Annotated in this window: 27 protein-coding genes; 16 read left to right on the top strand and 11 right to left on the bottom strand. The window is 39.1% G+C overall.

Annotated elements, in window-relative coordinates; translation table 11 throughout:
• Positions 1–2: 2 nt before the first annotated feature.
• From J2743_RS02015 to J2743_RS01980, 8 genes are all read right to left on the bottom strand, one after another.
• The gene (locus tag J2743_RS02015; protein ID WP_209624848.1) at positions 3–1,133 is read right to left on the bottom strand and encodes a 2-oxoacid:acceptor oxidoreductase subunit alpha; all 1,131 of its coding nucleotides are present in this window, start codon (positions 1,131–1,133) and stop codon (positions 3–5) included.
• Positions 1,123–1,344 carry a 4Fe-4S dicluster domain-containing protein gene (locus J2743_RS02010; RefSeq protein ID WP_209624846.1) on the bottom strand — a complete coding sequence of 74 codons (222 nt, stop codon included), beginning with the start codon at positions 1,342–1,344 and terminating at the stop codon, positions 1,123–1,125. Before J2743_RS02010 ends, J2743_RS02015 begins: the two co-directional genes overlap by 11 nt.
• A gap of 151 nt (positions 1,345–1,495) precedes the next feature.
• Positions 1,496–1,861: a dihydroneopterin aldolase family protein gene (locus tag J2743_RS02005; RefSeq protein ID WP_245247919.1), complete on the bottom strand. Its 366-nt coding sequence runs from the start codon at positions 1,859–1,861 to the stop codon at positions 1,496–1,498.
• Between the two features lie 134 nt (positions 1,862–1,995).
• Complete coding sequence (locus J2743_RS02000) at positions 1,996–2,721, bottom strand: class E sortase (RefSeq protein WP_209624844.1); 726 nt, start codon at positions 2,719–2,721, stop codon at positions 1,996–1,998.
• 260 nt (positions 2,722–2,981) lie between these two features.
• The gene (locus J2743_RS01995) at positions 2,982–3,938 is read right to left on the bottom strand and encodes a hypothetical protein (RefSeq protein WP_209624842.1); all 957 of its coding nucleotides are present in this window, start codon (positions 3,936–3,938) and stop codon (positions 2,982–2,984) included.
• Between the two features lie 80 nt (positions 3,939–4,018).
• Positions 4,019–5,380 carry a DUF515 domain-containing protein gene (locus tag J2743_RS01990; protein WP_209624840.1) on the bottom strand — a complete coding sequence of 454 codons (1,362 nt, stop codon included), beginning with the start codon at positions 5,378–5,380 and terminating at the stop codon, positions 4,019–4,021.
• Positions 5,374–6,093 carry an archaetidylserine synthase gene (locus tag J2743_RS01985; RefSeq protein WP_209624838.1) on the bottom strand — a complete coding sequence of 240 codons (720 nt, stop codon included), beginning with the start codon at positions 6,091–6,093 and terminating at the stop codon, positions 5,374–5,376. The genes J2743_RS01990 and J2743_RS01985 overlap by 7 nt, the downstream gene beginning before the upstream one ends.
• 33 nt (positions 6,094–6,126) lie before the next feature.
• The gene (locus J2743_RS01980; RefSeq protein WP_209624836.1) at positions 6,127–6,795 is read right to left on the bottom strand and encodes an archaetidylserine decarboxylase; all 669 of its coding nucleotides are present in this window, start codon (positions 6,793–6,795) and stop codon (positions 6,127–6,129) included.
• Between the two features lie 340 nt (positions 6,796–7,135).
• On the opposite strand from J2743_RS01980, the gene J2743_RS01975 reads away from it, so the two are divergent.
• From J2743_RS01975 to hemA, 15 genes are all read left to right on the top strand, one after another.
• A complete protein-coding gene (locus J2743_RS01975) occupies positions 7,136–7,765 on the top strand; it encodes a hypothetical protein (protein ID WP_209624834.1) in 630 nt (209 codons plus the stop codon).
• Positions 7,766–7,770: 5 nt separating this feature from the next.
• On the top strand, positions 7,771–8,847 hold the full coding sequence (locus tag J2743_RS01970; RefSeq protein ID WP_209624832.1) for a rod shape-determining protein: 1,077 nt from the start codon (positions 7,771–7,773) through the stop codon (positions 8,845–8,847).
• Positions 8,848–8,903: 56 nt separating this feature from the next.
• A complete protein-coding gene (gene rnhB, locus J2743_RS01965) occupies positions 8,904–9,518 on the top strand; it encodes a ribonuclease HII (RefSeq protein WP_209624830.1) in 615 nt (204 codons plus the stop codon).
• 55 nt (positions 9,519–9,573) lie between these two features.
• Complete coding sequence (locus J2743_RS01960) at positions 9,574–10,416, top strand: MotA/TolQ/ExbB proton channel family protein (RefSeq protein WP_209624828.1); 843 nt, start codon at positions 9,574–9,576, stop codon at positions 10,414–10,416.
• A 103-nt stretch (positions 10,417–10,519) separates the two neighbouring features.
• Positions 10,520–10,915 (top strand): ExbD/TolR family protein, encoded by a 396-nt coding sequence (locus J2743_RS01955; RefSeq protein ID WP_209624826.1) that lies wholly within the window; start codon positions 10,520–10,522, stop codon positions 10,913–10,915.
• A 106-nt stretch (positions 10,916–11,021) separates the two neighbouring features.
• Positions 11,022–11,624 (top strand): IMP cyclohydrolase, encoded by a 603-nt coding sequence (locus tag J2743_RS01950; RefSeq protein ID WP_209624824.1) that lies wholly within the window; start codon positions 11,022–11,024, stop codon positions 11,622–11,624.
• 58 nt (positions 11,625–11,682) lie between these two features.
• On the top strand, positions 11,683–12,447 hold the full coding sequence (locus tag J2743_RS01945; RefSeq protein ID WP_209624822.1) for a coenzyme F420-0:L-glutamate ligase: 765 nt from the start codon (positions 11,683–11,685) through the stop codon (positions 12,445–12,447).
• 130 nt (positions 12,448–12,577) lie between these two features.
• Positions 12,578–12,730, top strand: coding sequence for a hypothetical protein (locus tag J2743_RS01940; RefSeq protein ID WP_209624820.1), 153 nt, complete (start codon positions 12,578–12,580; stop codon positions 12,728–12,730).
• A gap of 26 nt (positions 12,731–12,756) precedes the next feature.
• A complete protein-coding gene (gene cofD / locus J2743_RS01935; protein WP_209624817.1) occupies positions 12,757–13,662 on the top strand; it encodes a 2-phospho-L-lactate transferase in 906 nt (301 codons plus the stop codon).
• A complete protein-coding gene (locus J2743_RS01930; protein WP_209624815.1) occupies positions 13,659–14,411 on the top strand; it encodes a GTP cyclohydrolase III in 753 nt (250 codons plus the stop codon). Before cofD ends, J2743_RS01930 begins: the two co-directional genes overlap by 4 nt.
• Before the next feature lie 183 nt (positions 14,412–14,594).
• Positions 14,595–15,344 carry an MJ0144 family RNA dihydrouridine synthase-like protein gene (locus J2743_RS01925; protein WP_342451624.1) on the top strand — a complete coding sequence of 250 codons (750 nt, stop codon included), beginning with the start codon at positions 14,595–14,597 and terminating at the stop codon, positions 15,342–15,344.
• A gap of 162 nt (positions 15,345–15,506) precedes the next feature.
• On the top strand, positions 15,507–17,102 hold the full coding sequence (gene atwA / locus J2743_RS01920; RefSeq protein WP_209624813.1) for a methyl coenzyme M reductase system, component A2: 1,596 nt from the start codon (positions 15,507–15,509) through the stop codon (positions 17,100–17,102).
• Position 17,103: 1 nt separating this feature from the next.
• On the top strand, positions 17,104–17,580 hold the full coding sequence (locus tag J2743_RS01915; RefSeq protein ID WP_209624811.1) for a methanogenesis marker 9 domain-containing protein: 477 nt from the start codon (positions 17,104–17,106) through the stop codon (positions 17,578–17,580).
• Positions 17,581–17,594: 14 nt separating this feature from the next.
• Positions 17,595–18,215, top strand: coding sequence for a precorrin-2 dehydrogenase/sirohydrochlorin ferrochelatase family protein (locus J2743_RS01910; protein ID WP_209624810.1), 621 nt, complete (start codon positions 17,595–17,597; stop codon positions 18,213–18,215).
• A 111-nt stretch (positions 18,216–18,326) separates the two neighbouring features.
• Positions 18,327–19,520 (top strand): glutamyl-tRNA reductase, encoded by a 1,194-nt coding sequence (hemA, locus tag J2743_RS01905; protein ID WP_209624808.1) that lies wholly within the window; start codon positions 18,327–18,329, stop codon positions 19,518–19,520.
• A gap of 83 nt (positions 19,521–19,603) precedes the next feature.
• Here the strand turns inward: hemA and J2743_RS01900 are convergent, their stop codons facing one another.
• From J2743_RS01900 to J2743_RS01890, 3 genes are all read right to left on the bottom strand, one after another.
• Positions 19,604–20,359 (bottom strand): DUF4013 domain-containing protein, encoded by a 756-nt coding sequence (locus J2743_RS01900; RefSeq protein WP_209624806.1) that lies wholly within the window; start codon positions 20,357–20,359, stop codon positions 19,604–19,606.
• A gap of 75 nt (positions 20,360–20,434) precedes the next feature.
• Positions 20,435–21,556: an AAA family ATPase gene (locus tag J2743_RS01895; protein WP_209624804.1), complete on the bottom strand. Its 1,122-nt coding sequence runs from the start codon at positions 21,554–21,556 to the stop codon at positions 20,435–20,437.
• 268 nt (positions 21,557–21,824) lie between these two features.
• Positions 21,825–22,127 carry a protease htpX gene (locus J2743_RS01890; RefSeq protein ID WP_209624802.1) on the bottom strand — a complete coding sequence of 101 codons (303 nt, stop codon included), beginning with the start codon at positions 22,125–22,127 and terminating at the stop codon, positions 21,825–21,827.
• A gap of 211 nt (positions 22,128–22,338) precedes the next feature.
• Here J2743_RS01890 and hcp point away from each other — a divergent pair, with 211 nt between their 5' ends.
• Positions 22,339–23,649 carry a hydroxylamine reductase gene (hcp, locus tag J2743_RS01885; RefSeq protein WP_245247917.1) on the top strand — a complete coding sequence of 437 codons (1,311 nt, stop codon included), beginning with the start codon at positions 22,339–22,341 and terminating at the stop codon, positions 23,647–23,649.
• The last annotated feature ends 222 nt before the right edge of the window (positions 23,650–23,871 follow it).

The following is a 23,871-nucleotide window of genomic DNA, read 5'->3' as shown; positions in this document are numbered from 1 at the left end:
ATTCAATCTTTCTTTGAATTGATCTGTTTCAAGATCTCTTCAGGAAGGTGCATTTCTCCACCTATTTTAGGAGCTAATTCTACTTTTACTTCGGGAAGAACCCTTTGAACCTCATAAAATATCTGTCCAAGGTTCATCTCCACTACAATCACCCGCTGGGCATTACCCACTGCTTTTTGTATCATTTCTTCAGGGAAGGGCCATACCACATCAATTTTGATAAAACCAACCTTCAAACCCTGATCACGAGCTGTTCTTACTGCTTTAAGTGCTGATCTAGATGGAGCACCGTAAGAAATAATTATTATCTCCGCATCTTCCACGTTTTCCGTTTTTATTCTTGATATTTCATTGGTGTGCAGTCTGATCTTGTTACATAAACGTTTAACCAGTTTTGAGTGTGCTTGTGGATTTGATGCATCCGGATATCCCTTTTCATTGTGGGTTAATCCAGTAACGTGTATTTTGTATCCATCCCCTAAAGCAGGCATGGGACTGGTTTCATCCGGCTCGGCACGATAAGGGAGGTATGTATCTGGACCTTCTTCAGGCATGCTTCGCGTTTTTACCTCTACTTTTTCTGGGATGGTGATTTTTTCTCGCATGTGTCCCACGTTTTCATCACTCATTACCATGACTGGTACCCTGTACTTTTCAGCCAGATTAAAGGCTTCCACTGTGAAATCAAAACATTCCTGTACTGATGAGGGAGATAAAGCTATAATTTCATAGTCTCCCTGGGATCCCCAGCGGGCCTGCATCATATCTCCCTGGCTGGCCATGGTGGGCTGTCCTGTGGATGGAGAACCCCTCTGCATGTTCACTATTACCAGGGGTGTTTCTGTCATTACTGCATAGCCTATGTGTTCCTGCATCAGGGAAAACCCTGGCCCTGATGTGGCGGTCATTCCCTTCATACCTGCCCATACTGCCCCTATGACTGCACCCAGGGTAGATATTTCATCTTCCATCTGAACAAATGTTCCTCCTTTCCGGGGAAGGAACACAGCCATGTCTTCAGCGATTTCTGTAGAGGGGGTTATGGGGTAACCAGCAAAAAATCGGCAATTTGCTTTAATTGCCCCTCTGGCACAGGCTTCATTACCTTGTATGAAATAATCTTCACTTGTCATCCTTCTCATCCACTTTCTCATCTACTTTTATTGCCTGATCCGGACACATCAATGCACATAACTGACATTGGGTGCATTTATCCTCATTTTCAGGTACTGGAACATGCACGCCCTTCTTGTTAAGTACTCCAGATTTCTGGTAAACCTTACGCGGGCAAAACTCGGTGCAGATGTTGCAGCCTTTACACAGATTCTCATCAACAGTTATCATGAAATCTACCATTTTTTATATAATTTTTACTGTGATATTTCTATTAATGTCTACGATATTATTAAATAATTGTTATTGAGTAAAATACAATAATAAACCAAAAACGCCCTTGTCAATACTTTTAATGAAGCTTAACACTTTTTTTATGTTTTCAATCTATTTCTTCCACGTACATCAAGGGATAGTGTAGTTCTTCTATGTAGTGCATGCGTACCACAACTTTCACTCCCTCATACTGGGAAACAACTCTAACATCCAACATTTCCCCAGTTAAAGAGAGGTATTGGTATTCATTTTCTTCTTCTTCCATCAGCTGATGGTTAATCTTCACGTTAACAGATTCAATGCAGGGTTGTAACTCTAAAGATTCCTCTATGGCTTTTTCAAGAGAATTGGTACTCTTGGGACTTACTGGAGTTCCCACAAACTGATGAAAAAGGGCACCCATAGTAATGGCACCTTCAAATATGGCTCGTTCCCGTGAGCTGATGTTCTGAAAATATTTTTCATCACTCATAATAATCACTATATTATTTGATTGCCTATAAATTCGATTATTTCTAGTTATAGAAGATTCATTGAAGAAAATTCATTGAACATAATATTTATCCCCTTGTGAAAATTATCATTATTATCCCTGTTAAACGATTTTTAAAATCCAAAACTTAAAAAATCACTTGCACGGGACATGTTTGATTCCAAAGTATCTGGCGGTACGGGGAAAAAATAACCAAGTATCAAAAAGAGAGTCAAAGCCACAACCACCAGGAATATTATGGCCCTATCATCTTTTACAGGATATAAAAAGCTTAAAACAGAACCGATGGCCATGAATGCTATGATAATGTAAATGGCATAATTTTTCTGAGGGTTGACCGCTCTGACATTCTTAATAGGATATATATCCACCTGTTTAGCCTTGATCATCAACCGTTCCTTAGTTGATCCCAGAGGATAACAGGTGATAAGAAATAATACATTACCCTGCTCGACTGATAACCGATAATCTGCAGGTACAATAGTGCTGTTTTCTATAACATATTCAACATAACCAATGCCAGGCCATTCTAAAGTTACATTATCTCCAGGTTTTAGCTGATCAAGTTTGAGAAAGGGAGACCCGTGTAGTGTGCGATGCCCAAATAGAACAACTGTTCCATTACCTGGTTTGGCGGATTCCGGCTCATGGTAAATGCCATAATCAACTGATTTGTTATTTATGGGATCATCTACCCCGACTTCAGGAATTATAATATAGGGAGTGTCTCCAGGTTTTTGATTAATGGTCTGAGTGGCAGAGTAATAATTAACCTCTATCAATGCGTAAAAAGAGATGATCACTATTCCAACTATTATGAAAAAAGTGGATATTTTCATTAGATTCACTGCACCATGTACTGATTCATGACTAGGTTACCTTAGTGTGTAATATGGAAGTTGGAATTCAAAAGTTATTAAATGACTATTATCATGATAACCCAAATCTCACTCATTAACGATGATAATATTTCACCAATATTAATGATGTATTTACTAAATTAATGATGACCATGACTATGGGGATATCATCAATATAAAAATTTCGTAAACCTCTGAAGCCAACTTAATGTACTTGATTTTGTTAACCCACCCCAAATTCATCGGAAGAACTTGGCGTAGACTACACCACCAGCTATTATAATGGCACCAACCACGAAGAGAGCAAATGGAACTCCTGTTTCTGATGTAGTGGGTACAGAAGCATTGGTTGACGCAGCAGCAGTGGTGGGAACATCATAAGATGCTGAACCAGCACTTCCACTATAGCTTGAACTAGATGTTGACGGCCACTGATAAGTGTAGGAGAAATGTTTACTCTGACCAGGGTATAAAAGTACATCCCATGCGGCAGTGTTAGCCCATGGAACCTCTTTATCTATATAGGTTACTTTAGGATTACTGTAAGTAAGTTTTGAGTCAATTGGGACTATTGGTGCTCTTACTATACCTGATACTTTGGGTCTTGTGTAGTCAAAGTTTTTTATCCAGAAGCAGAAATGACCCTTCCAGGAGACAAGATCTAAACTTGGGTTCAGATACTCAATTTCATTAGGAAGGAACCAAGAAGCCTGTAAACCAGGTTCATTTACAAGTGGCCAAAAGGTATTGTTTATTCCAGGTTGTCTTATATAATTCGGATAAGAGGAAGTAGGTGTGGGATATGCTCGTAGTTTGAATGAAACAGTTTTAGTTTCACCAGGTTGTATCTTCCAACCAAGATCATCACTGTCAACATCAGACATATACTTAATCATCTTTAATGCACATGGATTGGTCCACAGTATTTCCCAAGTTATAGCTGAACCAGCACCAGTATCTAATGTCCCAGTATATGTTTGACTTATCTTGAAATATTCCACATGATCATTGTTATTTTTGATTTTGGCAGTGATGGTAGCCTCAAGATAAGTGAACTGTGCTTCTGCACCCTGTTCCTCAATCCATGCTTGTTGATCATCGTAAGATGAATCCCATGAAACTGCTGAAGAACTTAAAGAAAAACTAAATATCACTAGTAATAAGATTAAAGCTGTGAATAATCTGTTGATGTTCATCTTAACCACTATCCAACTTTTTATTACCTGATTCCTTTAGACCATCCCTAATAATGGATGTGAATGGATGTGGATTTGATTTATCCAGATCCATATATGCTTTTTAGTTCTTTCACCATCCATGTTGGAGCATTCTGGGTTGGAACTGTTAGTTGTAAGTTTTGGCTGTTCTGCATCAGGAACAGTGCATTTTCACGTGGAACTTCCAGCACCACCATGTATCTTACATCAAGCTCACCCAAATTAGAGGCTCTTTCGAAGTCGGATAACTTCCAACCATAAGCTTTGAGTAGAGTAGTTACTTGTGATTCATCCCATGTGTTTGAAGCTGCTGCCCTGAGAAGTTGTTCAACATCAGTGCTTGCACTCTGACTTCTACTGTTGGTCATGGTTAAAGTATTAACTGCAATCTCCTGGGATTGTTGCAGATTTGCATCGACAGTTCCACTGTCTTTAGCCCTTAAAATCGCCAGGACAGTGGCTCCACTAATTTTAGGTGTTGCTGTAGACTCAGTTGTAGTTGTCTGGTTGGATGCATTTGATGTTGTTGTACTAGAAGCATTTGTTGTAGTCAGATAAACATCAACACTATCTCCAACATTCACCAACCCTCCAGCTGCTTGCAATCGGGATATGATTATGGGTACTGCAACAGTGTCTGGGGTTTCAATCTTCAGGTTCACTAAAACCGCAGCATCGGCTTCGTTAACTATTTTCTTAGCAGCTGAAGTTTTCATTATCAGGTTTTTTTGTCCGCCAGCATCGTAAGTGATCATGACTCTACCGTAAGGATCTTTTTCAGATGATATCTGTTGAAGTTGATACTCTCTCCATGCAGAAGTTGCTGGGCCTGTCACATCCACCGCCAACACCATTTCGGGTGTTGTTCCACCATCAATCTCAGCTAAAATAGATGTTTTTCTGGGATCCGTTGCAAGAGGTCCTGTAAAGTAAGTATTAACCTCTGAAATCTTGGTTTCCTTAGCCGCAGTCATGGATTCCTGGTAAGGTGCATAAACCAAAAAGTAGTAACCAGCACCAACAAGAACTATGAGAATAATCCCAAAAACAGCTGCACCAACCAGTGTTCTCTGATCATCATCAGAACCTCCACCTCCAAAGCCAGCTCCACCAGTTATACTGCCTAGCGGACCCCTCTTTTTTGGAGGCTGTTTTCTAAGGGGGGGTTTTAAAGTAGGCTTGTCTTTTGATGTAGGGCGCGGTTTTGGGCGCGGTTTTGGCATTGGCCGAGGAGCCTTCCCCCCAGATGGGCGCTTACCCCCATCTTTATCACCATTAACCTTTTCTTTGGATTTTTCGGTTGCCTTGGACACCATACCCTTAAGACGGCCCCCAATGTCCGAGTCCGATTTTTTCCCGTCTTTTCGCAGATCAGGGACATCTTTATCTTTATCCTTCTTTCCTAAGATCTTATCTAACATGTGGACCACTTCTCAAGAAGCCTGCCGTATAATTCCATAAGAGGCACAATTAATACATATAGTATGGTGAAGATGAATAAAAGCTTTGCGGGAAGAAATGCAATTGATGATGAAATGTTGTAGGGCAAAATTGTTCCAATGATTAATATGCTACCACCTGCCATCAATATTATACCCTTAAATTTAGGATACTTAATTGTACTTATCATTAACACCGCAACCACTGTCATGATGATTAGTGCAAGGTCCATTCGGAACATGCCTGAGATGTAGAATGATCCTAGGATCAAGGCAGTGGTAGGTATGGGTAGTCCCACGAATTTATCTCCACCTGAAACATCACTTGAATCTGCAAGTACATTAAACCTGGAGAGTCGTAATATTCCACATATAACTATTAGGAGTGATACTAGTATATTAATGTATTGGATCGAAAACGACTGGCACGCGTAAAACAAAAGCATTCCGGGTGCAACACCAAATGAGATCACATCCGAAAGTGAGTCCATGTTCTTGCCGAAACCATGTTCATCAACTCGTTTAGTTCGACGGGCCACCCAACCATCCACAGAGTCAAAGATCACCGCCAGGAGCATGAACTGGGATGCCAGTATTAAGTTTCCAATGGACAGCATTACCAAAGCCAAGAAACCTGAACAGGCATTAGCCAGGGAAACAAAATCAGGCAGCGCTATATAATGCTTGATATTCATATTTGTACTCCAATACAAATTATAATAATATTTTTAAGTTTTTTTGTGCATGCGGGCGATAACAGTCTCTCCTGCAGTTGGTTTTTCACCCTCAGAAACCATCAATTTTGTGTTTTCATAAGGGATGATTAGATCAACTCTGGAACCAAATCTTATCATTCCAAGACGGTCCCCTGTTTGCACCTGGTCACCTACTTCCACATACTGAACTATGCGTCTGGCCACGAAACCAGCTATCTGTATGACCCCCACTTTTCCATACTCTGAATCTATAACTATTAAATTCTTTTCATTTTCAGTAAGTACATTTCGCATAGCGATCTTAAATTTACCTGGGTAATGTTTGGTCTTCACAATGGTACCAGAAATGGGAGCCCTGTTAACATGAACATCAAAAGGAGACATAAAAGTACTTACCAAAATACCTTTTTTTCCAGGTCTTAATATGTATTCCATCATTGGGTCTTCATAGTGAACTGTTTTCACACAATCGATTTTTCCTTTAAGTACCCTACCATCTGCCGGAGCAATAATCAAACCATTATCAAGAGGAGTAATCCGGTTAGGATCCCTGAAAAACTGCATTAGAAAAGCTATCGCTGAAAATAGTAAAAAAGTTATAATTACATACCCAAAAAGGAAAGGTAAAACCGCTATGGTTAACAATATTCCAACTTTTTTAAAAGTTCCCTTGACAAACATGTGTTATCCCTTTAGAAAAATATAGTTTATTCTTGAATCTGATCTGCCAAAATGGCAAACTTATGAAAATTTATATATTAAAGTTAGTATGTGCATTAATTGTAGTACATGTCCATGATGATAGTAGCTTTATCACTTACTATATATATTTTAGAAATCTAATAGTAGCTCTAATAATCGTGCACTTTAACAACATTAAAAATTTTCCATAAATTCAATAATTCGCATCTTCCCATAATTTACTTTAATTATATATATTATTATGGAAATTAAATTGATATGAACTTTTACTGTACTATATCAAAATAGTTAGAATTCAATTTTAATAAAGTGGTAATTGATGATCGAGGATAAAATAAAAATCTTAAGAAAAGCAGCCGAAGTTTCTACGGTGCAAGATTCAGATTATATATGGTGTGTTATTGCAGGTAATGAGGATATGGTTAATAATGTTGCCTACTCTGCAATAATGGATAAAGAACGGGTTAAAGTACTTTGCAGAGAACACGTAACTACCAGAGAATCATTTGTAACAAAAAAATTTGATTTTATCATGCTTTACGGTGAAACAAGCAAAATAAGAGAGTTAAGCATGATATGTAAAGAAAATGGCGGTGCATACCTAAAAATTGCACCTTATTATGTTAAAGATGAAGCGAATCTACTGTTAACAGTTGGCCCTGAAAATTCCATAAAAAAGTTTATTGGTGACTGTGAAAAAAGTGGCACCCCACTTTCATTCCTAATTGAAGATCAAACTACAGGATTCATTGAAACTGATGTTTATATCACCAACATGTTACCACGCTTTATTAGAAACACCATAGATCCACTATTTAAAATGGCAGATGTAGCATTATCCACAGTTTTATTATCAACAGAAGATGATCAGGTTGCTAAAATTAAGGAACTAGCCAGATCTAACAAGATATTCTTAATCGAATTTAAGAAAATATTAAAGGAGGATTAACTAAAATGTTCAGTTTTTTAGGTAAAAAAGATGAAGTAGAAGATGATAAGAAAAAGGCTTTGTCCCACACTTTGGGTATCGACCTTGGAACCCTTAACACCGTGGTAGCCAAGCCATCAGGTGACAAGTTCGACTTATTTAAGATACCATCAGTAGTAGCTGTTAAAAAAGAAGATCCAGGTTACGTGCTGGCCGTGGGAGAAGAAGCCAAATCCATGTTAGGAAGAACTCCTGAGGACATCATAGCAGTCAGACCACTCAGACAGGGAGTTATTGAAAGTATAGCCCAGGCAGAAGCCCTGCTAATATACTCCATGGACCTTGGTTCAGGAGAAGAAAAAGAACTCATAGACCGCATAGTAGTTGGTATTCCTGGAGATGCTTCTGAAGTGGAAAAAAAAGCTGTTGAAGACATAGGTAAAAAAGCAGGTGCCAATTACGTTTTGGTGATTAGTGAAGGGCTGGCTGCAGCCATCGGAGCAGGACTGCCAATAGCAGAAGCATCCGGTACCATGGTTGTTGATATAGGAGCTGGATCAAGTGATGTGGTGGTTATTTCATTAGGAGGAATAACTGATATTGAAACCATCCGTAGTGGTGGAGACGATATCGATTCTAACATCGTGGAAAAAGTTAAAGAAATCTACAACGTGGAAATAGGAATTCACGAAGCTGAAAAGGCCAAAATTGAAGTAGGAATGGTTCACTCCCAAAGTGACAGTGAAGGCGGTAAAACCATTGTCATTGGTAAATCACTTGAAACCAACAAACCAAAAAAGGTTGAAATAGATTCCAATCTAGTGGCAGATGCTGCTGAACCAATCATTATTAAGTTAGTTAAAGCCTTAGCCCATGTACTAGAAAGAATGTCCCCCGAATTAATTTCCGGTGTCTACAACAAGACTGTGGTAGTAGGAGGAACTTCACAACTTAGAGGACTTAAAGAACGGATCTTTGAGGAAGTCGGTGTGCCTGTAGAGATATCTGACGATCCAATGACCGTGGTGGCCAAAGGAACTGCCATCGTAGCTGCTGAACCTCGGGCACTAGAACCAGAAGTCCGTTTAAAAGCCATGAAATAAATTCATAAACACAATCAATCCCATAAACTAAATCCATTGGAGTAATCAATCAACTCATGAAAATAATGGGAATAGACGAAGCAGGAAGGGGATCTGTTTTAGGACCCCTAGTTGTTTGCGGTGTGGCACTGGAAGAGGAAAGAATTAAATATTTAGAAAGACTTGGTTTAAAAGATTCCAAGAAGGTTTCACCCAAAAGAAGAATAGCCTTATACCGTAAGATAAACAGAATCGCTGAATGTCACACCGTACATATCACTGCCAAAGATATAGACATGCTACGATCAAGGGATGTTAACCTAAACGAGATTGAAAAAATTGCCATCAATCGTATCATCGGCAAATCCAGTCCTTCAACCTGTTTCATCGATTCCATGGATGTCAAACCAGAACGTTTAACTGGTGAACTGGAAGCAATACACCCTGAAGTAAAGGTGGTGGCTGAACACAAAGCAGATGATCGTTACCCCATAGTTTCTGCAGCCTCCATCATTGCCAAGGTAGAACGTGACAGGGCAATTCAGGACATCCGAAAAGAATGTAAAGCAGATATTGGTTCCGGTTATCCCAGTGATCCTAAAACAATTAAATTCCTGAAAACACTTTCTCCAGGAGAACTACCAGATTTTGTACGCAGATCTTGGGCTACCGTTGAAAAAATAATAAAATAATTGTCTAAAAAAATTACATTCCCTTAACATCAATGAAATTTAATAAGAGGATAAGATGATCTACGAATTCTTCGCCAACTCCATCAACACCATAATGGAAATGTTTAAAAGTGGAGGGGTAATCACCTACATCATTACCATAATTGGTATCTATGGTGTATTCTATTCTGTGGAGAAAATTTATTATCTACGTAAGATATCTCAGGTAGGTTTACCCGAAATTATGGGAGAAGTGAACAAAGCAATGGAAAGAGGCGGTTCTTTGGAGGCTTTACGTTCCATTGGACGTTATCAAAACCCCATTTCTAAAATTGTCGCCGAAGCCTTGAAAATTGGTTTTAGAAACAATAGAGAAGTGGAAGATGCGATGGAACGGGTCTTCATTGTCGAAATTAGACATATGACCAAAGGAATGGACACCATCCGAACTATTATCGAAGTTGCCCCTCTTTTAGGATTGATAGGGACTGTTCTTGGAATGTGGTACACTTTCAAAGCACTGGGCGTGAATGCCAGCCCTACCGCCATGGCTGAAGGAATATATGTTGCTCTTATAACTACTATTGCTGGTTTAGCCGTTGCTATCATAATCCTGCCCCTTTACTCTCATATCAACAGTAAAATAGAAGGAGAACTGGATAAAATAGAGATTGCCAAAAAAATGACTAACTGGCGAAGTGCAGAGATGCGCATAAAAACCGATGCAGATATTGAAAAAGCAATCGTAGCTTTAAAAGAATCTAATGGCGTTTTAGAAGTTAAAAAACTGAAAAACGACAAAGATGCAAATATTTGGATTTCAATTAACCCCCACATGCTGGAAAAGAGTATCGGAAATATTATTAAGGAAAAATGTAATGCAGAAGCTAGGATAATTGAAAGCAAACTCAAACAATAAAATAAATAATGAAAATCATTACTTAACTAAAATATATTAATTGATTATTAATTGACTAAATAATTAATCAAACAGAATGATAAAGAGTTTAAGGGGAAAAAACATGGCCATTAATACCCAGAGTTATCGGCGGAAATTACGTAGTAAACAGGCTAGAGTTAATTTAGTCCCTTTAATTGATGTGATTTTTACTATTCTCATATTTTTAATGGTTACCAGCACTTTCCAGGCTGCTTCCGATAATGGGAGTAGTGGGAAACCAGAGGTAACTGATTCCAGTGGCAGCTCAGAATATTATCTTATACCAGTTGCAGGACTTGAAAAAGTAATGGTTGATGGAGTGGACATGTCCAGTTACATTCGTGACAGTGCCATTGCAGTGCACACCAGAGTGATTGATGAAGGAGAGATCATTATTCAACCCAAGAAGGGAACCATTATCATCACCACCCCTGCAGGTATGAGTCCAGAGGATGCTGTCAGTATTCCCCAAAATTAACATCACATACCCTATACTTCCTAAGAACGTTACTAAAGAAGTATTTGCAGTTACTAAAGAATTATTTTACTGAAACTATCGTATTCATTACAAAAAAGGTGATTTAATGTATCTTGGAAGAATGTTAGCAGTTGGAAGTAATAAAACAGGCAATTTTGTTGCTTATCGTGTTTCCAGTCGTTCTTTTCCCAACCGAATTACCCGTACATTCCCTGAAAGAGTGGCTGTAGTTCCTAAGGAAGGACATGAAAAAGATGTTTTTGAAAATCCATACATAGCCTACAACTGCATACAAATAGTAGGGGATGTGGCGGTGGTTTCCAACGGATCACACACTGATGTTATAGCTGAAAAAATCGCATCAGGTATGAGCATCAGAGATTCTATAACACTTTCTCTCCTGACTATGGACTATGAAAAAGATGATTTTAACACCCCCAGAATTGCAGGGGCAACCACTCTTGATGGAGAATCATACATAGGCATCATTACCCATGAAAAAGTTACGGTAGAGAAGGTACCTGCTGGTGAATCATGTTACATTGCTGTTTATGAACATGTTCAACCCGAAACAGTGGAATTTACTGCTAGCAGTGCATCTGAAGCTGCTCAATTCATAATGGACGGAGGAAAATTCGCTGAATTTGCCAATCCTGTTACTTCTGCCGCAGGATTTGGAAAAGAAAAATGGGAATTAGTTTCAATCTAATCCACAAAATAACTAATTCATATTTCAATTTTTTTTAAACCTAGGATCCGGTACAACCATGGAAATTAAAATCATCGGCATAAAAGGTATCCCCCTTATACGAAAGGGAGATGACCTATCAGAACTTATTCTTCATGCATCAAGAAATCATGATATTCTGCTGGATGACGAAGATATCCTGGTCATTGCCGAAACCGCAGTGGCCAAGGCTGAAGGCAACGTAATTCATCTGAAGACTATGGAACCTGGAAAACAAGCCCATCAACTGGCCAAACAGACTGGAAAAGATGTTGAAATTGTTGAAGCCATAATTGATGAATCTAATGAAATCATTAAGGTGGGTCCTGACTTCATTATTTCTGAAACAAAACATGGTTTTGTTTGCGCCAATGCGGGTATTGATGAATCTAATGTGGATGATGGAATGGCAACCCCTATTCCTGTGAATCCAGATTACAGTGCCCAACAGATAAGGGAAAAAATAGAAAAAAAGATTGGGAAAAGAATTGCAGTCATAATATCTGATACTCAGGGAAGGGCATTCCGTGAAGGTGCCATTGGTACCGCCATAGGTATTTCTGGAATGGAACCACTTTGGGATCGTTGCGGTGAACATGATCTATACGGAAGAGAACTTAAAACTACTAGCATAGCAGTGGCTGATGAGTTATCTTCAGCTGCATCCCTGGTAATGGGGCAAGCAGATGAAGGAATGCCTGTAGTCATCATCAGAGGCATCCAATACTTCCAAAAGCTTATAAACGATTCTGCCACGATTAAACCATTGATCAGACCAAAAAAGTATGATGTTTTCCGTGATTGAATTGTTATAGCTGTGATAATGGCTAAATTCTTGGCCAGGATATAAACTTGAATGAAATCTTTAAAAATAAAAAAAAGATTAAAAGATTATTTGCTTGATTATATAATAGTTGTTTAATGAGTTGATCTATATGCCTGTCAATCAGATGGAAACCCAGTTAGAAGCTATAACCACCACAATTGCATATCTTGAAAAGAAGGAATCATGTGATCCTGTTGTGCTGGAAAAATTAAAAATTGAAAGAGATCGTCTGTTGAGAGAACTCAACGTACACCAGATCTGATAATCAATACATCCTGAACTGATAAAATGATAAGCGTCCTTTCTGGTGGAACTGGTACTCCCAAACTCCTGCAAGGCATGGTGCAGGTGATGGATCCGGAAGATATCACGGTAATTGTGAACACTGTTGAAAATGATTACTTTTCTGGAGTTTACGTTGCCCCTGATGTGGATACTGTGATGTACACTCTGGCTGGAATCATCAATGAAGACACCTGGTATGGGGTCAAGAATGATAGTTTTATTACCCATGACCGGTTAAAGGAGATCGGATGTCCAGAAACACTCCGGATTGGGGATCGTGACCGTGCCCTGAAAATACAAAAAACCCTTCTTATGGAGAAGGAACCCCTATCAAAAGCTATAGATATTCAGAGAAAAGAATTAGGTATCAAATCAAGAATAATTCCCATGAGTGACCAGGAATCCCATATAACCATAACTACCGAAGCTGGTGAAATGGAATTTCATGAATTTCTGGTGGAAAATCAGGGAAAGCCAGAAGTGCAGGACATAAGTTACCAGAATGTAGATCCAGCCCCGGGCATAATAGAGTCCATCAAAAATTCAGATATGGTGATTATTGGACCATCAAATCCCATAACATCCATAGGACCAATAATATCAGACAAAAATGTTAGAAAAGCACTTCAAAATGTTTATGTTGCTGCTATCTCCCCAATAGTTGGATATCAACCTGTTAGTGGACCTGCAGCTAAATTCATGGACGCTATGGGTCATGAAATTTCATCTTTAGGAGTTGCCAGTATTTATAAGGATTTTCTGGATAAATTCATAATTGACTTGGAAGATGTGGATTCTCAGGAAGAAATAGAAAAACTAATATCTAAGGTCATGATAACTCAGACCATCATGAGGAACATGACTGATAAAATAAATTTAGCCAGATGTATTTTGGGTGAAAATGTATGATACAAATGACTTTAATCCAGATTGACAACTATGGACCTTGGACCGTTACCCCCGCTCCCAGGGCCGAAGCCGACCTGCAAATCCTGCAGGCAGAGCTATACGCAGACCTGCAAAGGCAATTCGCAGCCAAAGGGGGACTGGTCTTCTTCACCCGCTTTGACAACATGCTAGCGGTGACCAATGGAGTGGATATGGATCACCATCTGCGAATTCAAAAATCCATCAGCAACCGCTACCCCATCACAGTGAGTATGGGTGTGGGAACTGCTGAAACCCCATACGAGGCTCAGAGAAGTGCTACCAGTGCCTTACAGAAATATGGCGGAGCTCAATCAGAAGAACGCAGCGAAATTTTGGCAATTGAAGGCATGGTTAACCCAGATGACAGTTTCGTGCAAATTGCCCATATTGACATAAACGGCATCACCGACTCACTTACCGACATCATCCCGGCATATGATACTTCTTTTATTGTGAACCGAGTTCAACACTTCTTGATGAAAAAATTAATTGAAAAAGGTTCACTGCTCTTTTTCATTGGTGGAGATAACTTCATGTCACCATGTAATGGCATGAACCCCGAGGGAATACTTAAAGTCATTGAGGAAATTGAAGAAGAAATCAACATCGCCCTGAAAGCAGGTGTTGGAAAGGCACCTACCGCGGAAAAGGCAGCTAATCTTGCTGATCTTGCACTGGAAGAAATTAGGGACGGTAACACCTACAACCTGGTTCATGTGATGAAATAATTAGCTTTAAATCCTTGAAAACTTTTAAATTGATTATTAGTTAGCATTGCCACCTAATTAATTGATCAACGTCGGGTTGTATCAATGGATTTAATGCTAGCTATTATATCAAATAATATTGAACTAGATAATACTGAATTATATTTTAAATTGAAATACAAATTGATTGATTTGATTTAATAAGTGGAGTGTATCTACATTGAAGTCCTAGCTCCCATGGCAGGCATTACTGATGGCACATTTTGCCGGGGTCTTCTAACTTACGGGTTTGACATGGTAACCTTAGGAGGTTACAATGTTGATGCAGCCACCATAAATGCCGGACAGAAAATTCTAGCCCGTGGAAGGCCTGAATTCGATGTTGCTGAAGAAGAATTCATTAACCACATCCAAGAACAGACGGTTCTAATTAATGATCAAGATTTCTGGAATGGCATGATCTCAGTTAACCTTCGTTCAATTATGCCTGAACCAATTATAGAAATATCTAAGCTTAAAACTGTGGATGTGGTGGAAATTAATGCTCACTGTCGACAGCCAGAGATAACTGATCTTGGTTGTGGCCAGGAACTGTTAAATAATCCTTCTCATCTAGAAAAATTTGTCAGAGAAGTTACAAAAAAGGCAAAAAGTCAGGTTTCGGTGAAAATAAGAGCCAACGTGCCTGATGTTGACATTTCTAAGATAATAACTGCCATAGAACATGCAAAATCAGATTATGTTCATGTTGATGCCATGAAACCTGGTTTTGACCATGCTGACTATGATCTAATAAAAAAAATCCGCCAGGAAACTTCCCTGTTCATTATAGGCAACAATTCCATCAAAAATCTCGAATCTGCAAGAAAAATGTTGGCTTCTGGAGCTGATGGAATATCAATTGCCAGGGCAGCCATTGGAGGAACATTGTCCTTTGATCTAACCCAAATTTAGCAGTTGATAATTTCAATATAAAATTTTTAATATAAAATCATATAAAATAAAAACTATTGATCAAAAATAATCTAATAACCGTAATGATCAAATAAAAAAGAGATAAAGTTCATCTATGAAGTTAACTCATCAATGTTAGTTATCTGCGGAACAGGTGGTTAAATGTCTTTTATAGAAATAGAAAACGTCACTAAGACTTTTGACGGAGTAGAAGTCCTAAAAAACCTGAATATAACCATAGAGGAAGGAGCCGTCCTGGGTGTCCTGGGAAGAAGTGGCTGTGGAAAATCCGTTCTGCTTAACATGCTTAGGGGTATGAAGGATTATCGTCCCACTGAGGGTCGAATAATTTACAATCTTTCGATTTGCCCTAATTGTTTAAGAGTGGAACCGCCTTCCATGGCAGGAAAAGTTTGCGTATGTGGTGTTAATTTCGAACCTCAGAAAGTAGACTTCTGGAATGCTGATCGTAAACTCTTTGCCGCTGTTAAGCGTCGAATATCAATTATGTTGCAGAGGACTTTCGCTCTGTATGAAGATGATACTGTTATTGATAATGTTATAAAGTCCATCACTGGACACGATGAAGAAGAAAGTACTTATATGGCAATCGACCTGCTGGATATGGCTCAAATGACCCACCGGATCACCCATATTGCCCGTGATCTTTCAGGAGGGGAAAAACAGAGGGTGGTTTTAGCCAGGCAGATTGCCAAGGAACCCATGTTATTTTTAGCTGACGAACCCACCGGTACTCTTGACCCCCAAACCGCGGAATTAATACACCAAGCCCTTATTGAAGGAGTCAAGAACAGGGGAACCACCATGGTCATCACTTCCCACTGGCCAGAAGTTATGCGTCAGATCTCCGATTATGTGATCTGGCTGGAAAAAGGAGAAATAGTGGAAGAAGGGAACCCAGAAAAAGTAGTGAAAAGTTTCCTAGACCAAGTACCTCTCCCTGAAAAGAAAGAGGAATTCAAAACTGGTGGCCCCATCATCAAAATGGAACAAGTTAAAAAACACTATTACTCCATTGAGAGAGGAGTTATTAAAGCCGTGGATGGCATAGACCTCACAGTAGATGAAGGAGAGATATATGGAGTGGTAGGGCTCTCAGGTGCCGGTAAAACTACACTTTCCCGTATTCTTTACGGCCTCACCGATCCCAGTAGTGGTAAAATTGAAGTTAAATTAGGTGATAATTGGATTGATATGACTGAAAAGGGTATTTTTGGCAGAGGTCGAGTTAAACCATATTTAGGAATACTTCACCAGGAATATAGCCTTTATCCCCACAGAAACGTCCTAGGAAACCTTACCGAAGCAATCAGCCTGGAATTGCCCGCAGAATTTGCGAAAATGAAGGCACTTTACGTTCTTCACGCCGTTGGCTTCGATGAAGAATATGCTGAAAAAATTATCAGGAAGTATCCCGATGAACTGAGTGGAGGAGAACGCCACCGGGTTGCCCTGGCCCAGGTGCTCATCAAAGAACCTCGAATTGTTATACTGGATGAACCTACCGGTACCATGGACCCCATTACCAGGGTACAGGTCACTGATTCTATTCACAAAGCCCGGGACGAGTTAAACCAAACTTTCCTCATCATCAGCCATGATATGGACTTTGTGTTAGATGTTTGCGACCGCGCCTCCCTAATGAGAGGTGGAAAAATCCTTAAAACCGGCCTACCTGAAGAAATTGTGGAAGACTTAACCCCCTCAGAAAAAGAGAAAATGTTAAAGGAGGAATAAAATGGCATGGGAAGATGCACCATCACACGTATGTAGAGGGGGAGATAAAAGAGCAATGGCATTTTGTTGTCCACCTGTTAAACCCTGTCCCATTGCATTTGCCCTTGAAGATGCAGGGATCAGTGCTCAGGAGTATGTTGAAATTAAAGAGAATTTTGGAAAAAAAACCCGACTTGGAGAAGGTGAAGGAACCTGTTTTGGCTCCCTGGTCTGGTGTTGTAAACCTTCCAAACCATGTCCACTACGAGATATGGTGTTACGCCGGATTGGAATGAGCACTGATGAATACATGGACTTAAAACACCAGCTATCTGAAGAACTGGTAGGCCATGAACCAGCAGACAACGAAACCAACATAAAAGCCCTTTCTGAGACCTTTAATGTGTCCACTGATGAAGCATCCCAGGTCCTTTCTGAATGCGGTAATGATATTAAAACTGCTATTAAGGTTCTTAGAATGAAAAATCTAGAATTATAGGGCGGAGGCATAGTATGGGATGGACTCCCCTCTACTTAGATATGCAGGATAAAAATGTGCTTGTGGTGGGGTCAGGAGAAGTTGGTGAAAGAAGAGCACGTCGTTTTCTTCAATCAGGCGCCAACGTAGTAATCAGCTCTGGCCATGTTTCAAACCAGCTTGAAGAATTAGGAGCTATCTATAAACCACGCAAAGAACTTTCAAAGTGGGCAGATTGGGCTGACCTGGTGGTGGTGGCCAGTGGCGATACACAACTAAACCAGGAAGTAAGTTCTCTATCCAAGGACAAACTTATAAACAGAGCCGACCATCCTGAAGAGGGAAATTTAATTGTTCCATCATCATTTTTTATTGGAGATGTTCAGTTTTCCATATTCACCCAGGGAAAAAGTCCTCTCATGGCCAAAGAATTAAGAAAACGTATTCAATCAGTAGTTAATAAAAAAGATATTCTTCAACTGGAGTTGCAGCATTTCACCCGTCAGTTACTGAAAGAAAAAGTGGAAGATCAGAAGAAACGTCGTGATTATTTATACCAAATATTAAATGATAAAAAAATAAATGAACTTTTAGATAACGGTAAAGTGGAACAAGCTCAATCCTACATTACTCAAGTTCTGGAAAACCTGCATTAACCTAATTAAAAAAAATCACCCCCAAGAAATATAAATTCCATTAACCTAAATAATATTAATTAGAATAATAATATTAACCCATGTATCCAAGATCTGGAGGATTACAGTATTATGATTCTTAACATCCGAATCGACCATAAAACCGCGGATATTAATAAAATAGAAGAGTCCACCCGGAATATGGATGAAATATTCGCGAATATTCAACACGATCATCAAGTGCAGGAGTATGTTCAGGTAAAAACTTGCAACCGTGCTGAGATTTACATGGTCCTGGATGAAGCCCCCCTACATTATCAGTGGGGAGGATTAGTTGTTGAAAAGGATGAAAAAGCCCTTGAACACGTTTTGAAACTTTCGTGCGGATTGGAATCCATGATCATCGGAGAAGATCAAATACTCGGCCAACTCAAGGATGCTCACAAAGTTAGCGTTAAGAAAGGCCATTGTGGCCCTGTTTTAGATAATGTTTTCACCAAAGCCACACACGTGGGGCAGGTAGTACGTAAAAAGACACAGATTAATCAGGGTTCAGTTTCCATTGGTTCTGCAGCAGTGAATCTCGCTGAATCAGTTCTTGGTGATCTTAAATGTAAAAAAGTGCTGATTATCGGTGCTGGTAAAATGGGGACACTGGTAGCCAAAGCCCTGGTAGAAAAACATCTTAAAGCAATTGTGGTAGCTAACCGAACCTATGATCGTGCGGTTTGCCTGGCTAAAGAACTGGGAGGCGATGCAATCCGTTTTGACCGCCTGGCCAGAGCAATATCAGATGCGGACGTAGTTATAAGTGCAACTGGAGCACCACACGCTATACTCACCCGCGAAAAGGTAAATGTAGCTGTTCCACCTGAAAATCTGGAAAAGATGGTTATGGTGGATATAGCCAATCCTCGAGACATTGAAGAGGACGTTGAAGATTTGGGAGTTAAACTTTATAACATAGATGATTTAAGAGGAATAGCCGATAATAACAAAAAAAAGCGGCAATCTGAGGCTAAAAAAGCTGAAAAAATTGTTGCTGAAGAGTTAGACCTTCTGGAGAAATCCCTTCAACACTTGGAAGTAGAACCTATCATTGCCAATATAAGAAGCCAGGCTGAGATCATCCGATTACGAGAAACAGAGAAAGCTTACCACATGTTGGGAGATATGAATGGTAAGGAGAAGGTTGTAGATCATCTTACCAAAGTAGTGGTGGATCGTGTGTTTTATAACATCATACATAATCTAAAGGAAGCCGCAGAAAATGATGATACAGAGGTTATAAACTCTGCTAAGTACCTTTTTAAAAACAAAACTTAATTATCTGTTGAACTTTTTACTGAAACTGATTTTTTCCATAAATATATTGGATTAGTTTAAATTATCCTCCACATCAATGAGCCCTAATTTAAATTATCTTCCACATCAATCAGCCCTAATAAACGGGCGGTGAATATCGTCAGGAATGGAGCTACAATAACTGTGGAAACAACATCCCCCACAGAAATATTAATATAGGGCAACATATAGGGTAAGGCATGTAGAGTGTCGAAAATGGCCTGTTTAACTATATAAAGAGTTATTATGGTTATAAATGAAATAAAAAGCATGTTTTTCAACTTAACCATTCTAATCTTTCTAAAAATACTGGGAATATCAAACCCTGAAGCTATACTACCCCCATGATGGGCCATGTTTAAAACCGCACCCTGAAACATTACATTAAAAAACAAGAAAAATATTATTCCAATTACTAAATAGCATCCCATGGTCAAAAAACTGAAATCAAGACCAAAAAATAGTTCAAACTCATAAATTCCCATTACAACTAGGATTAACGGTATAACAAAATATATCAATAATATAATGCTCTCTTTGACTCCATGCCAGAACAAATCCCAAGGATGGTGGAAACTAGGTGGTTTATGTGATCCCTTCACTGTTTCCTCCACTATACGAAAACCATAACCCACCTCAACCAGGGATAAAAATATTACCACTGCGAGTATTACAAGATAAGGAAATTCTTCAATAATTGATGGAGTATTTAAATCCACAATATAATCAGTTAAGAATAATATCACACCTAAAAAAAGAACATTACGCCAGTCTGAAGTAGTGTAGAGTATGGCATCTTTAAAAAAAGAATTTATTCCCATTATAACACCTTTAGTGTAATGTGAAACATTTTAAAAAAATATTCACTTTTTTAAAATTAAAAAATTAAGGAATAATCAGGCAAACATGTCCTTCGGTTCATTCTTCTCTTTTTCATGATGTTTTAAGGCATAAAGGAAGTTATCCCAGGTTACAACATCCTGGTCCTCTGATATGGCTTTGTGCAATGCCACTTTCAGCAAACGGTCTTTGATATCTCTGCCTGACATTCCCTTGGATAACGAGACCAGTTTTTTAACATCTGCAGCAACAGGAAGTGGCATGGATTTAACGTACATTTCTAGTATTGCTCTTCTTTCTTCTTCATCAGGGAGAACAAATTCGATTTCCTCTTCGAATCTGCTCCTTAGAGCGTAATCGAGTAATTGAGGATTGTTAGTAGCTCCGATAGTCACTACACCAAGATTAGAGTTGATACCATCCATCTCAGTTAATAGGGCGTTCACCACCTCTGAAACATCCCCTCTAAGGGACTGGTACCGCCGGTCAAGGCCAATTGCATCTATCTCATCAATGAAAATAACTGCCGGGGCACAAGCTGCTGCAGCATCGAACAGATCATGTATCTGACGCGCTCCATCCCCTACATGTTCCCCTATGAGGCTGGTGGCCTTAACCAGGAAAAGAGGGACCTGAAGTTCATTAGATAATGATTTGGCCAACATTGTCTTCCCAGTACCTGGAGTACCATGGAATAAAACGTTTTTGGGTGCCCATTCCTGGAAACTCTCTGGTTCCTGCAGGTAACGGGTTATGATCTTGCACTTGGTCTTGGCTCTTTCCTGACCAATGACATCGGTCATTTTCAGGTTACTTTCAATCTTTTTAACTTCACGAACTTCTTCTACTTCCATAAGAAGTATGGAAGTATTTTTAGTTATTCTAGAGTTGTCTGGATGAGTTTTAATTACTTTAAATGCAAAATCAGGCAGTAACTTCTGGTCAAAAAGGAAAGATCCTTCCTCCACCTTGTAACCTATCCATTGCTCACGGGCATACAACTCAAAAAGTTCGTTGTCGAATATTTCTATTTTAGGATTTTCCACCAGATTGCACAGAAAAGGATATCCAATTGATTGAAGTACAACCATTTTAGCTTCTTTTCCCGTGTCTTCTATACCTGTGGAAGTCTTTTTTTCAGATACTATTGGATCAGGAGTTATGTTGTTCTGTTTCAATATATCACTTGTTATTTTGATAAAGATATTTGCATGTGGGTTAATTTTGAAATAAATAAAACGAATTTTCTATTAAGGATATATGTAATGTAGGCTATTTAAGAGTTTTTTTGTTCAAGACCATTCTCAAGTTCAAATAGCCAATTTATAAATTTGGTTCTTTTCCACGTACAAAAAAATCTGTTGATGTTAAATCATTTATCCTATCCAAACAGTTGTTTTATTGGGCATGATTTTTTTGCATTCCTTTTTTAAGATTTAATGGTTTTTAACTGGTTTTTAAAGTTTTTACATATTCAAGTTTTCCCCCACATTCACATTCATCAGTAAAATCATCTGGAGACTCTCCAGGTTGTAATTCATAGTAACCCCCACACTTTTCACAAATTAAATAACCAGGATTTTCGTGTTTAAGGTCTTTTTGTTTCTCTCTTTGTTTCCTGAATTTATCCTTGAGTTCTTCACTTGAAAGCGTCCTATCTGCAGCTAAATTTTCACTGCTTGGACTCTTTTTAACGCCTGGATTCCGTTTTTCAGCTAGTTTTCTTTTTATTTCATCATTAGAAACCATTAAACCCACCATTAATCTCTTATAATTGAATTAAGTATATTTTAGAAATTAAGGCTATGTGAATATTTATCAATTAATGAATAAAACTTTTTTTTCTTTGGCAGTAACCACAAGTTTTATATATTTTGTTCCATAAGTATAGAACATTCGATAAATATAGAACTATTCGATATTAGTAAAACAATATTTTGGATTTATGGAGGAAATAAAAATGGAAAAAAAAGAAGCATTGGACATGTTCTGCTACCAATGTTCACAAACTGCCCGTGAAACTGGTTGCACCGTTAAAGGAGTATGTGGAAAAGAACCCACCGTAGCCCGGCTACAGGACAACCTTTTATTCGCCATAAAGGGAATAGCCGCCTACCTCTACCATGCACGTGAGTTAGGTTACACTGATGAAGAAGTGGACGCTTTCTTGGAAAGAGGTTTCTACTCCACCTTAACCAACGTGAACTTCGACCCCCAGAAGTTTGTGAATTTGGCTCTGGAAGCAGGACAGATGAACTTAAAAACCATGCAACTACTGAAAAAAGCACACATCGAAACCTATGGTGAACCCATCCCAACCAAAGTACCTGTGGGATCAGTTAAAGGACCAGGAATCGTTGTTACCGGACACAGCCTGAGAACACTGGAAGAACTCCTGAAACAGACTGAAGGTAAAGGGATCAATGTCTACACCCATTCAGAGTTATTACCTGCCCATGGTTACCCCGGACTTAAAAAATACAAACACTTGGTGGGACAACTGGGAGGTCCCTGGTTTGACCAGAAAGCTACCTTCTCCAAATACCCTGTTGCCATACTGGGAACCTCAAACTGTGTACTGCTACCTAAAGATGAATACAAACAGAGGATGTTCACCAGTGGCGTGGCCCAGCTTCCAGGAATTAAACATATAGAAGATTACGATTTCGCCCCAGTAATTGAAAAGGCATTGGAATTACCTGAACTTGAAGATGAACCTCGTGAAACTGTTTTAACCACTGGATTCGGAGCTTCCACAGTATTATCCCTTGCTCCCAAAATTAAAAAACTGGTGGAAGCAGGTAAAATTAAACAGTTCGTCCTGGTGGGTGGATGTGACTCTCCTAAACCACAGGCCCAATATTACACAGAACTGGTTTCCAAACTGCCCCCAGAATCAGTTATCCTGACTTTAGCCTGTGGTAAGTATAGATTCAACGACTTGGACTTGGGAGATATTGAGGGAGTGCCCAGATTAATAGATTTAGGCCAGTGCAACGATGCCATTGTAGCAGTGGACATTGCAATAGCCCTGACTGAACTATTTGGAGTTGAACTCAATGAACTTCCATTAACTCTAGTCTTAAGCTGGATGGAACAAAAAGCTGCAGCCATCCTCTGGAGTTTACTGGCCCTTGACATGAAAGGAATCTACATTGGTCCTATCCTACCAGGCTGGGTTAACCAGGAAATATTGAACATACTGGTTGAAAACTACGATCTCAAACCAATTGGGGATCCAGAAGAAGATATAAGAGCCATAATGGGGTAATATTACCCCAATTTCCCATATTTTTAGATTTTTGTTCTATTTCAGTTGGTGACTGATTCAATATGTGTTGATTAATGGTGTAATGATTGAACATGCACAAATTTGTGAGAGGGTGAAAATGAAAGTGATTGAAATGGAAAAAAGTCCAGTTGCGGATAATCCCCATCAGGTGGATGTCCGGAAATTATATGATACAGAAAATGCCATAGCCGTACATATAAC

This window comes from Methanobacterium petrolearium, assembly GCF_017873625.1.
GTDB classification, from domain to species: Archaea; Methanobacteriota; Methanobacteria; order Methanobacteriales; family Methanobacteriaceae; genus Methanobacterium; species Methanobacterium petrolearium.
Note: the sequence above shows the minus strand (reverse complement) of the source record. Positions and strands in the feature narration are given on the sequence as shown.